Source organism: Sinorhizobium americanum (genome assembly GCF_001651855.1).
Classification (GTDB): domain Bacteria; phylum Pseudomonadota; class Alphaproteobacteria; order Rhizobiales; family Rhizobiaceae; genus Sinorhizobium; species Sinorhizobium americanum.
This window is the reverse complement of the sequence record NZ_LNQC01000062.1, coordinates 1-13342: the sequence shown is the minus strand read 5'-3', so window position 1 is coordinate 13342 and position 13342 is coordinate 1. Positions and strand designations below refer to the sequence as shown.

The following is a 13342-nucleotide window of genomic DNA, read 5'->3' as shown; positions in this document are numbered from 1 at the left end:
CAAGCTCCTTGTTTCGTCCAGGACGAAGGTCGTCTTGGGATATCGTAGACCATCTCGCGCCACAAGATGGCTGTGCCGCCGTGGTGATTGCCGGGCTTCTTCCCTCAGTTCCAACAAAATTCCTTATAGCGCTTCAGGTAAAGCTTGAGGTTTTATGTATATCGTATACGATTATGAGGCTTTAACCGGGGGTCGAGCGAATATGCGTACATCGAAGATCGTGCATGTGGTGAGTTGCCACGCCGAGGGCGAGGTCGGCGACGTCATCGTCGGCGGCGTCGCGCCGCCTCCCGGCGAGACCGTATGGGAACAGTCCCGCTGGATCGCCGAGGACGAAACGCTCCGCAACTTCGTGCTGAACGAGCCGCGCGGCGGCGTCTTCCGCCATGTCAACCTGCTCGTGCCGCCGAAGAACCCGAGGGCGCAGATGGGCTGGATCATCATGGAGCCCGCCGACACGCCGCCGATGTCCGGCTCCAACTCGATCTGCGTTGCGACGGTGCTTCTCGATACGGGGATCATCCCAATGCAGGAGCCGATCACCCGGATCGTGCTTGAGCCGCCGGGAGGCCTGATCGAAGTCGAGGCCGAATGCCGCAACGGCAAGGCCGAGCGCATCCGCGTCCGCAACGTTCCCTCCTTTGCAGACAAGCTGGATGCGAAGCTCGAGGTGGAGGGCATAGGCACGCTCACCGTCGATACCGCCTATGGCGGCGACAGTTTCGTCATCGTCGATGCGGCCTCGGTCGGTCTCAGCCTTGAGCCCGACCAGGCGCGCGACCTGGCCACGACCGGCATGAAGATCACCAGGGCCGCCAACGAGCAGCTTGGCTTCAAGCACCCGGCAAACGACTGGCATCACATCTCCTTCTGCCAGTTCACCAATCCGGTGGAGATAAAGGACGGTGTTTTGACGGGCAAGAATGCGGTCGCCATCCGCCCCGGCAAGATCGACCGCTCGCCGACCGGTACCGGATGCTCGGCGCGCATGGCCGTGCTCCATGCCAAGGGCCAGATGAAGGTTGGCGACCGCTTCGTAGGCGTCTCGCTGATCGATACCGAATTCCACTGCAGCATCGACAGTGCGGTCGACATCAACGGCACCGCCGGCATCAGCCCGATCATCTCCGGCCGTGCGTGGGTGGTCGGAACGAAGCAACTCATGATCGATCCCGCCGATCCCTTCCAGGCAGGGTACCGGCTCTCCGACACCTGGCCGACGGATTCTTGAGGAGGAACCTCCATGCCGATTGTCAGAATCGAATTGTTTCCCGGCCGCAGTGCTGAGACGAAAGCCGAGATCGGTCTCGAGATCACCAAAGTGCTCGAGGCGGTCGCCGGCATCAAGCCGACCGCTACGACGGTCATCTTCACCGAGATATCGCCCTTGGATTGGCTTGTCGCCGGCGAGCCTTTCAGCGCCCACGCTCAACTGAAGTGACAACCGGTAAGTAGGTGATCCTCCTTACCGGTTTGCCTTCGGTCGTCGTCCGATAACGGCGGATCCAATCAGGCCCAGGTATCTCCCACCGTGAAACCCTCGATGAAGGGATCGTCGTTGTCGAGTACGATGGTGTTCAAGCCGTATATCCAGCTGGTGCCGGTGAGAGTCGGCACAACAGCTGGTTTGTTCCCGATCCTTGCTTCGTCGACGAGCCGACCGGTGTACACGTTGCCCAGAATTCCCTGGTGCCGGAAATCCTGGTGAAGCGGCAGCTCACCCTTTGCATGCAGGACGGCCATTTTTGCGCAGGTACCTGTGCCGCAAGGGCAGCGATCCAGCGCCCCCGTCCAGGTGGCGGGATTGTCCCAGGAGAAATCACCCGATGCCATCGTCACCGTATTCTTCCAGTCGGCGTTCGGATCCTCCGTTGGCCCCGACAGCTGGGAGATCGTGATACCAACGCCTGGATAATCCGGGTGGGCGACAGGCAGTTGCTCGATGGCTGCTTGCCGGATCATTGACGAAATGCGGGCGATTTCCCTGCCGTGCTCGGGGATCAGTTCGAGGCCGCGGAACTGCCGCACATCGGCGATGACGTAGAACATGCCGCCCCAGCCGACATCCACGGTCACCTTGCCAAGCTGCGGCACGTCGATCACCGCGTCCAGATGGGCCGCAAAGGCGGGCACGTTCTTGAACGTGACGCTCTTGACCTTGCCGTTCTCGCACTGCGCCTTGACCCGGATCAAACCGGCGGGTGCCTCGAGGACAAGCTCGGTAACGGGCTCCTTCATGGGGAGCATGCCCATTTCCAGCAGCACCGTCACCACCGAGATTGTATTGCCTCCCGACATCACCGGATATTCGATTTGCTCCAAGATGATGTAGCCGGCATCCGCCTCGGGATGCGTGGGCGGCACGATGATGTTGCAGCAGTGCGCCGGGTATCCACGCGGCTCGCGAAGCAGAAGCTTGCGCAACTGATCGTCATTGCTCTCCAGCCATTTCATCTTGTCGTAGACGGAGTTTCCGGGGATGTGCGGAATTCCTCCTGTAACCACGCGCATCGGCGTGCCTGCATGGGTATCAACTGCGTGGATCGTTCTTTTAAACGCCATGACTTCCTTCCTCCTAAAGTTGCACTTCGAATTGGCGTCAAGCAATTGCGCTCGATGCGCATCTCGCTCGCACAGGTGCCCAGCGTCTCGATCGCTATTTGCCCCTGAGCAAAATCAGGCGCTGCGATCGGGAGCTTCATCGGGGTTTTCAAGCCCGTTCAGATATAGTATACGATATCTCTTATCCGATATCGAACTCCTGTCAACGGGATTGTCGCTGTCGGCGACGATGTTCCGGCGTCCGCGACACGGCGCAGGAGCAGGGCTGACGTCTATCGGGGCGGGTTCATGCGGCATCCCGTCCCTCTTTTTCACGCCGCACATAAAGGGAACGAAAATGAGAGGAATGCTTGCGTCCACATGTCTACTGGTCGGTCTGGCCGGTGGAGCAGTATCTGCCAACGCCGCTGAATGCGGCGACGTCAGCATCGTTATTCATAACGTCCAAAGCGCCGAGGTTCTCGCCTATGTGGACAAGTTCATTCTGACGGAAGGATACGGCTGCAACGTCGAAACGGTACCTGGCGACACCGTGCCGACGACCACGTCCATGGTCGAGAAGGGTGACCCCGACGTCTCTCCGGAAACCTGGGTTGATCTCTTGCCGGAAGTCGTTCCGCGCGGCATCAAGGAAGGCAAGATCGTGTTCGCAGCTCCTGCCTTGCCGGACGGCGGCGTGCAGGGCTGGTGGATTCCGAAATACGTGGCCGACGCCCATCCCGACATCAAGACGGTCGACGACGCGCTCAAGCACCCGGAGCTTTTCCCCGACCCCGAGGATTCGAGCAAGGGCGTCATCTTCAACGGTGCAGCAGGCTGGGGTGCGACGGTCGTTACGGCTCAGCTTTACAAGGCCTATCAGGCTGAGGAAAAGGGCTTCAGGCTTCTCGACCCGGGGTCAGCGGCCGGTCTCGACGGCGCAATCGCCAAGGCATACGAGCGGAAGGAAGGCTTCATCACCTATTACTGGGCTCCCACGTCGCTGCTCGGCAAGTACGAGATGGTCATGCTCGGTGCATCCGTGCCGCACGACGCCGCGGAATGGAAGCGCTGCATCACCAATCTGGCGTGCCCCGATCCCAAGGTGAACGCTTGGCCTGTCGACAAGGTCTATACGGTCGTGACGAAAGAATTCGCTGACCGTACCACCCCGGAGGTCATGGAATACCTCAACAAGCGCGGCTGGAGCAACGAGACGGTCGGCAAGCTGATGGCTTGGGAAACCGAGAACCAGGCAACGGGCGAGGAGGGCGCCAAGCACTTCCTCGAGGAAAGCAAGGACATCTGGACCAAGTGGGTTCCGGCGGAAGTGGCCGAGAAGGTTAAAGCCGCGCTGTAAATGTTTGCGTGCGGGCGCTCCCGGGCCCCGCACGCTTTTCATAGCGAAGTAGCAATTTCGGGACGTGCTAAGCACCGGAACAACACCATGCGCAAAGCCAGCGCAAGAAACGTTTGAGTCGACGCGTTTTAGTCGTCGAGTTCCTGAGGCATATGGAAGCCGTCCGGCAGAGGGCCGAACGGCTTCGGAATGCGCGGCGCTGGGTTCGGGGGCTCCCGCTTTACGGCGCACCCGGCCAGGACGGCCTTTATGGCCACCGGCCTGTAGTTCCGCAGCAGCTCATCCGAGCCTTCTTCACTACCGCTCCCGGAGCGCGTCGTGTTTTTCATTTCCTGATTCCTTGTCGCATGAAACTGAAAAGGCCGACTGCTAAACCGGGGGATCATGCGCCCGCGATCTTCACGATATTTTCATGGACGCTGCGCGGCATGCGAAGGCCCTCTGACGGATGCCGCGGATATTCGATGCCGCTTACTCCCGGCACGAACACGCCGTGCCCTTCGAGCCGTGCAGCTTGTTCGCGCGCACGTCGGACACGATCGTCGCCAGCGGGACCCGGCATCATTGCGACGACTGTCAAGCCGACCGCTGGAGACGTCGTCCCCGACATGAAATCGGCCGTGTCCAGTGACCACGGCCCGCCGGAGAGCCCCGCCGATAGCATTTCCACCATCAAGGCGACATTCGCTCCCTTGCGGCCACCGAAGGGCAGGAGCGCACCGGCGAGTGCTTTCGTGGCATCCTGGGTGTCCACCCCATTTTCGTCGACGGCCCAGCCCTCGGGGATGGAGCGGCCTTCGGTGGCGGCTGCCACGATGTTGACATAGGCGGTCGCGCTCGACGCCTGATCGATGATCAACGGCAACGAGCCATCTCCAAGCGGAAAGCCGAATGCCAGGGGATTGGTGCTGTAGACGGCGGGTCCGCCCGGCTTTGCGACGACCATTGCATTGGCGTTCGTCCCGGCGATTCCGACAATCCCCTCCGCCGCGAGTCTTCGCACGAAGTAGCCCAGTTCACCGGCGGTGTAGCTGTTCGTCTGCGTGAAGACGGCCACCCCGAATTCTTGCACCGCCCGGACAAGATCCTTGAAAGCGCGATCGAAGCCGAGCTGTGCGATACCGCGGTCCGCATCGGAAACAAAGAATGCCGGAAACGGGCGTTGCAGCGTCGGTGCAGGATCGCAGTTGATACGCCCCTCGCGGAAGCTGTTCAGATAATCCACCAGGTGCGGAAATCCGAGCGCGGGAGGGCCGTAGAGCGCCGCCGACAGGGTTGCGTCGACGAGCGAGCGGGCGGTGGGTTCCGTGGCGCCGGCGGCCAGGCAAGCGCGTTTCGCGAGTTCTTCTGCTTCCGCCAAGCCGAGGGTGACGTCATCCGACATCCTGCATCTCCATCCAGTTTTCTTCCGTCGTAAAAACGCGGAGGGGGCCTGCCGGTGTGCCGCGCTGTCCCTGCGGCACACCGGTCCCGTCGTTGAAGGAAAGCGAAGGCCGCGCATGCAACTCGACGCGGCGAGCGTCATGCGCGACCATCGTGGTCTTCTGGGTCAGTTGTTTGTCACTGCGGCCGAAGCCAATGTCTTGAGGTCAACGACCCCCAGCGGCATGCCAGCAGGGTTCACAACGATCAGGTCCTTGGCATCGCCATGGGCGAGGACCTTGATAGCGTCCTCGATCGAGCTTCCTGCCAGCAGAGTCGCGCCATTGACCGGATGATCTGGCGCAACCGGCGCCATGACGGCTTCGACATGGATGACGCGACCGCGGTTCACCTCCTTGACGAAGTTGGCGATGTACGCGTCGGCGGGCCTGAGGACGATGTCCTGGCTGGTGCCCTGCTGGATGACCTCGCCGTCGCGCAGGATGGCGATCTGGTCGCCGAGCCGCAGCGCCTCGTCGAGGTCGTGGGTGATGAACACGACGGTCTTCTTGATCTCCTTCTGCAGGTCGAGAAGCACCGTCTGCATGTCCATGCGGATCAGCGGGTCGAGGGCCGAATAGGCCTCGTCCATCAGGAGCACCGGCGCGTCGTTGGAAAGCGCCCGGGCCAGACCGACGCGCTGCTGCATGCCGCCCGATAGCTGGTTCGGATACTTGCTCTCGAAGCCCTTCAATCCGACGCGCTCGATCCAGCGCATGGCGGTATCCACCGCCTTGGCGCGTTCGACACCCTGGACCTCGAGCCCGTAGAGCGTGTTGTCGAGAACGTTGCGATGCGGCAGCAGCGCGAACTTCTGGAACACCATCGCCGTCTGGTGCCGGCGAAACTCGCGCAGTTCCATCTCGTTCATCTTCACGACGTCGACGCCGTTTACCAACACCTCGCCGGCGGTCGGATCGATCAGCCGGTTGATGTGCCGGATCAGCGTCGACTTCCCCGAACCGGACAGGCCCATGATGACCTGAATGCAGCCGGAGGGCATCTCGATATTGATGTCCTTGAGTCCGAGGACATGGCCGAACTGCGCGTTCAACTCGGTTTTCGAGAGGCCGTTGCGGACGGCCTCGACATGGGATGCGGCATTCGGTCCGAAGATCTTGTAGAGATTGCGGATCCTGATGCCGTCGAAATGATGATCAGCCATGGACGACCTCCCGGTGCTTCTGCAGCCGCTTGCCATAGGCCTGGCTGACTCGATCGAAGATGATGGCGATGCCGACGATGGCAAGGCCATTGAAGATGCCGAGCGTGAAATACTGGTTGGCGATCGCCTTCAGCACCGGCTGGCCGAGACCCTGGACGCCGATCATCGAGGCGATGACCACCATCGCCAGCGCCATCATGATCGTCTGGTTGATGCCGGCCATGATCGTCGGCAGTGCCAGCGGCAGCTGCACGTTCTTCAGCTTCTGCCAACTCGACGAGCCGAAGGCGTCGGCCGCCTCGAGGACGTCCTTGTCGACGAGGCGGATGCCGAGATCGGTGAGCCGGATCATCGGTGGGATGGCGTAGATGACCACGGCGATCAGGCCGGGCACCTTGCCGATGCCGAGCAGCATCACGACGGGGATCAGATAGACGAAGCTCGGCATCGTCTGCATGACGTCGAGCACCGGGTTCACGACCCGCTGCATGCGGTCGGAACGGGACATCAGGATGCCAGTCGGGATGCCGATGGCGATCGACAGCACGGTGCAGACGAAGATCATCGAGACCGTCCGCATCGTGTCGTCCCACATGTCGAAATAGCCGATGGCCAGCAGCGTGACGAGACAGCCGGCGACCACCTTCCAGCTCCGGCTCGCACCCCAGGCAATCGCCAGGATGATCAGCATAATTATGGGCCAGGGCGTCTTCGTCATGAAGCGTTCGGCGGCGATGAGGAAGTGCTGCAAGGGCGCGAAGAGACCCTCGATGGCATCGCCATAGGCGCGTGTGAACGCCCGGAAACCCTCGTCGATGACCTTCTTCAGGTTGCGCAGGGAGTCGTCGTTCATGTGCGGAAATTTGAAAAACCAGTCCATTCCGTTCCCCTTTTCAAAGAAGCCGGTGCTTAAGTCTTTTTCTATTTTTCGGCTGTGGAATGGGCGCGCCTTGGCGCGCCCACCAGTCAGTTGACTTAAAGCGCCGCCTTGATCTTTTCGGCGGCTTCCGGCGTCACCCACTTCGTCCAGACGTCCTCGTTTTCTTCGAGGAAGTGCTTGGCACCTTCTTCGCCGCTCGCCTGGTTGTCCGTCATCCAGGCCATAAGCTTGCTGACGGTGTCATTGCTCCAGGAGCGCTTGTTCAGGTAGTCCATGACCTCGGGGCCGGCCTTCTCGGAGAAGGGCTTGGCCACCAGCGTCACAATGGTGTCGACCGGCCAGGCACTCGGCTTCGGGTCCGGGCAATCGGCCACGGTAATGCACCGCTTCCACTCCGCCGCGTCTTCCGCAACGCCGTATTCGAGCTTGACCATCGGATATTTGCCGATGAGCGCTGTTGGCGCCCAATAATAGCCGACCCAGGCTTTCTTGCCCTCGTATGCCTTGGCGATGGAGCCGTCCAGGCCGGCGGCAGAGCCGGTGTCGACGAGCTTGAAGCCGGCTTTCTCGGCATCGAACGCCTTATAGAGCTGCGAGGTGACGACGGTGCCGCCCCAGCCCTGAGGCCCATTGAAGATCGCGCCCTTGCTGGGGTCTTCCGGATCGGGAAACAGTTCCGGGTGCTTCAACATGTCCGGAATCGTCTTGATGTCCGGATGGGCATCAGCGAAATATTTGGGGATCCACCAGCCTTGCACGCCGCCATCGGGCAGGGGAGAACCGACCTTGATGATGCGGCCTTCTTCCGTTCCTTTCTTGACGACGTCCGGCAGCAGATCGATCCACGCCTCCGGCGCGATATCGGGCTCGCCCTTTTCCGCCATGGAGGTGATCGTCGGGACGGTGTCGCCAATGGTGATTTCGGCTTCGCAGCCATAACCCTCGTTCAAAATGATCTTGTCGAGGTTGGAAAGCACTTCCGCGCTTTGCCAGTTCATGCTCGCGATGGTCAGCGATCCGCATTCCGCGGCGCTCGCGACGGACGCGCCTCCCAGTGCGCCAAGCATGAGGCATGTTGATGCAAGTAAGTACTTCATTGTCGTTCCCCTTGTTTTGGCGGCATATGTTAGTGGAGCTGACCTGCCGCGATCGCCAGCTTCGATCGGTTCAGGAGGAATTCCCCATGTCGACCGATTTCTGAAATGCGGCCGCGAGTCCGTCGCGCACTGCAGCGTCGAAGCCGGCGTCGCGCATCGCTTCGATGGCTGCGGCGGTCGTGCCGCGGTAGCCGACAAAGGCTTCGACCGTATAGGCAGGACACTCGCCGCTCTTCTCGAAGAGACGCCCGGATCCGACCAGCACGGCGGTTACCGCCCGTCGGGCGACATCCGGTGTGATGCCGCGCGACACCGCGTCGCGCATCATGGCGTCGGCCAAAAGAGCCGGGAAGGCCGGCCCGGACCCGGAAAGGCCCGTCAGGTAGTCGATGTCGTTTTCGCTCGCGACCTCGTCCTGCGCACCGCAGGCGTCGAAGGTTGCGCGGACGATGGCGCGGTCTTGATCGTTCACGCCTTCCGAGCCGATCCACGGTGTATAGGACTTGCCGACCTCAGCCGCCGCGTTGGGCAAGCTGCGGACAACTCGGTCCGTATTGTGGTGTTTGGCCAGCTCGCGCAAACGAATTCCCGCCATGACGGAGATCACAAGCTTGCCCCCGGCATTAACCGCGAGTGGCTGCCAGTCAGCGGGTCGGACCGAAACAATGATAACGTCCGAGCGATCGGCCAGCCGCTGACTATCGGTGGTCCAGAAGGAACCGGCAAAGCGGTGCGGTTGCTCGCGGCGATAGGAGAGGGAAAGATCGCGCGGCTGCACCAGACCAGCATCGAGGATCGAAGCGGCAATGGCGCCGCCGAGCCAACCGCCTCCGCCGATTATGCCAATCTTCAACGGGTCGCCCATCGCCGGTTGTCCTCTTAAGTTGGCTTGTAGCCGTGCCGCGAAAAGAAGCGGTCGAGCTCCCGTTGCTCCGGCACCTGGCCCGTATAGATCGCAATATACTCGGGGATGCGCTTCATACGAAGCGCGACATCTTCTTGCGTCTGCATCGAGATGTAGCCGATCTGAACCAGGTAGGTGGTGCGGGCGCGAACGTCGGCGGTGATCTCCGAATGACCGAAACGCATGAACATCCGTTTGAGGGCTTCCAGCCGGACCTGGTCGGCTTTCTGAACCTCGGCCAGGATCTCGTCCGACTGGAGTGCCCAGCTGCGCACGGCAAACTCGAACTTGGAGTCGAACAGCTCCTTGTTCAGCCAGCAATCGAAGACGTTGAGCATCGCTTCGGCGAGAGATTCCGCATAGGCCTCTGATTGCTTGAGGATGTTGCCGGTGTTCCTGTCCCGCCACCGACCGATGAGCGCGGCCAGCAGTTCTTCCCGATCCTTGAAGAACCAATAGAAGCTTGTCCTCGAGAGATTGAGCCTCTTCGCCAATGGCAGGATCTTTACCGAATCTACCCCCGCTTCCAGCAGGGATTCGTAGGCCGCTTCCAGCCACCCCTCCTGCGATCCGCGCCAGCCGCTATCGTTTGAGACCTGCTCCATGGGTAACTCCTAGCAAATTGTGAGAGGATGTACAAGAAAAATGTACATGTATGTCAACATCGATGACTTGATTGTTTTCCATGTTGACACCTATGTACATTCTCGCGTAGCGTTCGAGGTGAATTTTCTAGACCGGAGCCCGGCAGATGTCGAACGATCCCCTCCTTCAGCCCTATCAGCTCAAGCACCTGACGCTACGCAACCGCATCATCGTGACCGCGCACGAGCCCGCCTATCCGGAAGATGGCATGCCGAAGGAGCGCTATCGCGCCTACACCGTGGAGCGCGCGAAGGGTGGAGTGGCGATGACGATGACCGCCGGATCCGCGGCCGTCTCGAAGGACAGTCCGCCGGTGTTCAACAACCTGCTCGCCTACAAGGACGAGATTGTCCCTTGGATCAGGGAGATGACCGACGCCGTGCACGAGGAAGGCGCGGCGATCATGATCCAGCTCACCCATCTCGGTCGCCGTACACGGTGGGACAAGGGTGAGTGGCTGCCGGTCGTCGCCCCATCGCATCACCGCGAAGCCTCGCACCGCGCCTTTCCGAAGAAGATCGAGGACTGGGACATCGAGCGGATCATCAAGGATTTCGCCGATGCAGCCGAGCGCATGAAGGCGGGCGGCATGGACGGCGTCGAACTCGAGGCCTACGGTCACCTCATCGATCAGTTCAATTCGCCGCTGACGAACGATCTCGATGGTCCTTACGGCGGCTCGCTCGACAACCGCATGCGCTTCTGTTTCGACGTCCTGAAGGCGATCCGCACCCGAGTCGGGGACGATTTCATCCTCGGCGTGCGCTACACGGCCGACGAATGTCTTCCCGGCGGGACGGGCAGGGAGGAAGGTCTGGAAATCTCGAAGCGCCTCAAGGAAAGCGGCCTCATCGATTACCTGAATGTCATCCGCGGCCATATCGATACCGACGCCGGCCTCACCGACGTGATCCCGATCCAGGGCATGGCCAATTCGCCGCATCTCGATTTCGCCGGCGAGATCCGTGCCGCGACCAAGTTTCCGACCTTCCATGCGGCGAAGATCCCGGATGTGGCGACTGCCCGCCATGCGATCGCCTCCGGCAAGGTGGACATGGTGGGGATGACCCGCGCCCACATGACCGACCCGCATATCGTCCGGAAGATCATCGAGAAGCGGGAGGACGACATTCGCCCCTGCGTCGGCGCGAACTACTGTCTCGATCGCATCTATCAGGGCGGCGCCGCCTATTGCATCCACAATGCGGCGACGGGGCGCGAGCTGACGATGCCGCACACGATCGCCAAGGCGGACCGTCGCAAGAAGGTGGTTATCGTCGGTGCCGGGCCGGCCGGCCTGGAGGCAGCGCGTGTCGCCGGCGAGCGCGGCCATGACGTCGTCGTCTTCGAGGCGGCGAATGATCCCGGCGGACAGATCCGGCTGACGGCCCAAAGCGAACGTCGCCGTGAGATGATCAGCATCATCGACTGGCGCATGAGCCAATGCGAGAAGCTCGGCGTCACCTTCCACTTCAACACCTGGGCGGAAACGGAAACCGTTCAGGCGGAAAACCCGGATGTTGTCATCATCGCGACCGGCGGCATGCCCCACACTGAAATTCTGTCAAAGGGCAATGAGCTGGTGGTTTCCGCCTGGGACATTATCTCCGGCGACGTCAAGCCGGGCAGCAATGTGCTGATCTTCGACGACGCCGGCGACCATTCCGGCCTGCAGGCCGCCGAATTTCTCGCCAATGCCGGCGCCAAGGTCGAGATCATGACGCCCGACCGCTCCTTCGCACCGGAAGTCATGGCCATGAACCTCGTTCCCTACATGCGCTCGCTGCAGAAGCTCGATGTGACCTTCACCGTCACCTACCGTCTGGAATCGGTCGAGAAGAACGGCAATCAGCTTGTTGCCCATGTCGGCAGCGATTACGGCGGCGTCAATAAGCAGCGGACATTTGACCAGGTCGTCATCAACCACGGCACCATTCCGCTCGACGAGCTCTATTTTGAGCTGAAGCCCGCCTCGAGCAATCTCGGCGAGATTTCCCACGACCAGCTGATCGACGGCAGACCGCAAACCGTCTGGCGCAATGCCGACGGCAAGTTCCAGCTCTTCCGAATCGGCGATGCGGTCTCGGCGCGCAACACGCACGCCGCGATCTACGACGCGCTTCGCCTTCTCAAGGACATCTGAAACCGGGCCGGGGGTCGCCGGGAGCGGCCTGCTGGTCCTACGAGGGAACCGCAATGACAGCTCGGAGCGAAGCCCTTCAGTTATTCGTCGACGCCGCCTCCGCGGCATTCGACCAGTTCGCGCAGGCTCCCGCATCGCGCCGGTCGATCGCGCAGATCTTTTCTGCGCTTGAAGTGCCGGGTGCGCAAAGACCCGGCCCCGGAAGCAGGCTGCCGGTGTGCTTCCACCTCGACGCGGCGCTCGCCATCGAGACGCAACACCAGCCGCTCCGCCGCCTGGTCGATCGGTTCAAGGCGATCGAACCGCTGCTCGGTTGGCGGCGCCGGACAAATTATGACGGCTCCGAGAGCGAGAATTTCTTCGAGGGCCACGCCAATGCGATGATCATCGGTCCCGGGGGGCTAGAGGAGCGGCGGGACCTGTGGTTCGGCGTCACCCTCATGGCGCCCGACGTCCGCTATCCCGACCATGACCACGCGCCCGAGGAAGTCTACCTCGTCCTGTCGGAGGGAGAATTCCGGCAGGGGCAGGGCGCCTGGTTCTCGCCGGGCGTCGGCGGCTCCTTCTACAACGAGCCGGGAATCCGGCACGCCATGCGCTCGGTCGGCACACCGCTCTTTGCCTTCTGGGTGCTGCTGGCGAACGGGCCGGCTTAGCAAGTCCTCAGCTAGAGCATCTCAATGAACTAGGAAAACCAGCATGAAAATCTTGGTCACTGTTAAGCGGGTCGTCGACTTTAACGTCAAGATCCGTGTGAAGGCGGACGGTTCGGGCGTCGAGCTTGCCAATGTGAAGATGTCGATGAACCCGTTCGACGAGATCTCGGTCGAAGAAGCTTTGCGCTTGAAGGAAGCCGGCAAGGCGAGTGAAGTTGTCGTCGTGTCGATCGGCCCGGCCAAGGCCGAGGAGACGCTACGGACCGCGCTCGCCATGGGTGCCGACCGGGCAATCCTCGTCGAGACCGAGGACCAGGTCGAGCCGCTCACTGTCGCCAAGATCGTCAAGGGCGTTGCCGAAGCCGAACAGCCGGGGCTGATCATCGTCGGCAAGCAGGCGATCGACGATGACAGCAATCAGACCGGCCAGATGCTGTCGGCGCTGCTCGGCTGGGCCCAGGGCACCTTCGCCTCCAAGGTCGAGCTCGGTGATGGCAAGGTCAATGTCACCCGCGAGGTCGACGGCGGC

General features: G+C 61.5%; 14 protein-coding genes. 6 read left to right on the top strand and 8 right to left on the bottom strand.

The window, feature by feature from the left end; translation table 11 throughout:
• Positions 1–202: 202 nt before the first annotated feature.
• Positions 203–1231 (top strand): trans-3-hydroxy-L-proline dehydratase, encoded by a 1029-nt coding sequence (locus ATC00_RS18020; protein WP_064253843.1) that lies wholly within the window; start codon positions 203–205, stop codon positions 1229–1231.
• Positions 1232–1243: 12 nt separating this feature from the next.
• Entirely contained in the window at positions 1244–1441 is a 198-nt protein-coding gene (locus ATC00_RS18015) for a tautomerase family protein (protein WP_064253842.1), read from the top strand.
• 68 nt (positions 1442–1509) lie between these two features.
• Here the strand turns inward: ATC00_RS18015 and ATC00_RS18010 are convergent, their stop codons facing one another.
• Positions 1510–2562, bottom strand: coding sequence for a proline racemase family protein (locus tag ATC00_RS18010; RefSeq protein ID WP_064253841.1), 1053 nt, complete (start codon positions 2560–2562; stop codon positions 1510–1512).
• A gap of 337 nt (positions 2563–2899) precedes the next feature.
• Here ATC00_RS18010 and ATC00_RS18005 point away from each other — a divergent pair, with 337 nt between their 5' ends.
• A complete protein-coding gene (locus ATC00_RS18005; protein WP_037378755.1) occupies positions 2900–3901 on the top strand; it encodes a glycine betaine ABC transporter substrate-binding protein in 1002 nt (333 codons plus the stop codon).
• A gap of 128 nt (positions 3902–4029) precedes the next feature.
• Here the strand turns inward: ATC00_RS18005 and ATC00_RS18000 are convergent, their stop codons facing one another.
• The 7 genes from ATC00_RS18000 to ATC00_RS17970 form a co-directional block, all read right to left on the bottom strand.
• Positions 4030–4230 (bottom strand): hypothetical protein, encoded by a 201-nt coding sequence (locus ATC00_RS18000; protein WP_153045240.1) that lies wholly within the window; start codon positions 4228–4230, stop codon positions 4030–4032.
• Between the two features lie 53 nt (positions 4231–4283).
• Positions 4284–5285 carry an Ldh family oxidoreductase gene (locus ATC00_RS17995; RefSeq protein WP_064253840.1) on the bottom strand — a complete coding sequence of 334 codons (1002 nt, stop codon included), beginning with the start codon at positions 5283–5285 and terminating at the stop codon, positions 4284–4286.
• Between the two features lie 165 nt (positions 5286–5450).
• A complete protein-coding gene (locus ATC00_RS17990) occupies positions 5451–6488 on the bottom strand; it encodes a quaternary amine ABC transporter ATP-binding protein (protein WP_037378764.1) in 1038 nt (345 codons plus the stop codon).
• Positions 6481–7368: an ABC transporter permease gene (locus tag ATC00_RS17985; protein WP_037378766.1), complete on the bottom strand. Its 888-nt coding sequence runs from the start codon at positions 7366–7368 to the stop codon at positions 6481–6483. The genes ATC00_RS17990 and ATC00_RS17985 overlap by 8 nt, the downstream gene beginning before the upstream one ends.
• Before the next feature lie 95 nt (positions 7369–7463).
• Positions 7464–8465, bottom strand: coding sequence for an ABC transporter substrate-binding protein (locus tag ATC00_RS17980; RefSeq protein ID WP_037378767.1), 1002 nt, complete (start codon positions 8463–8465; stop codon positions 7464–7466).
• A 70-nt stretch (positions 8466–8535) separates the two neighbouring features.
• A complete protein-coding gene (locus ATC00_RS17975) occupies positions 8536–9330 on the bottom strand; it encodes a pyrroline-5-carboxylate reductase family protein (RefSeq protein ID WP_037378770.1) in 795 nt (264 codons plus the stop codon).
• Positions 9331–9344: 14 nt separating this feature from the next.
• Positions 9345–9974, bottom strand: a complete 630-nt coding sequence (locus ATC00_RS17970; protein WP_037378773.1) for a TetR/AcrR family transcriptional regulator — start codon at positions 9972–9974, stop codon at positions 9345–9347.
• Between the two features lie 146 nt (positions 9975–10120).
• Between ATC00_RS17970 and ATC00_RS17965 the strand changes: the two genes are divergently transcribed.
• The 3 genes from ATC00_RS17965 to ATC00_RS17955 form a co-directional block, all read left to right on the top strand.
• A complete protein-coding gene (locus ATC00_RS17965) occupies positions 10121–12157 on the top strand; it encodes an NADH:flavin oxidoreductase (protein ID WP_064253839.1) in 2037 nt (678 codons plus the stop codon).
• A gap of 53 nt (positions 12158–12210) precedes the next feature.
• On the top strand, positions 12211–12813 hold the full coding sequence (locus ATC00_RS17960; protein WP_064253838.1) for a dimethylsulfoniopropionate lyase: 603 nt from the start codon (positions 12211–12213) through the stop codon (positions 12811–12813).
• 43 nt (positions 12814–12856) lie between these two features.
• A partial coding sequence (locus ATC00_RS17955) for an electron transfer flavoprotein subunit beta/FixA family protein (protein WP_064253816.1) occupies positions 12857–13342 on the top strand: 486 nt, incomplete at its 3' end.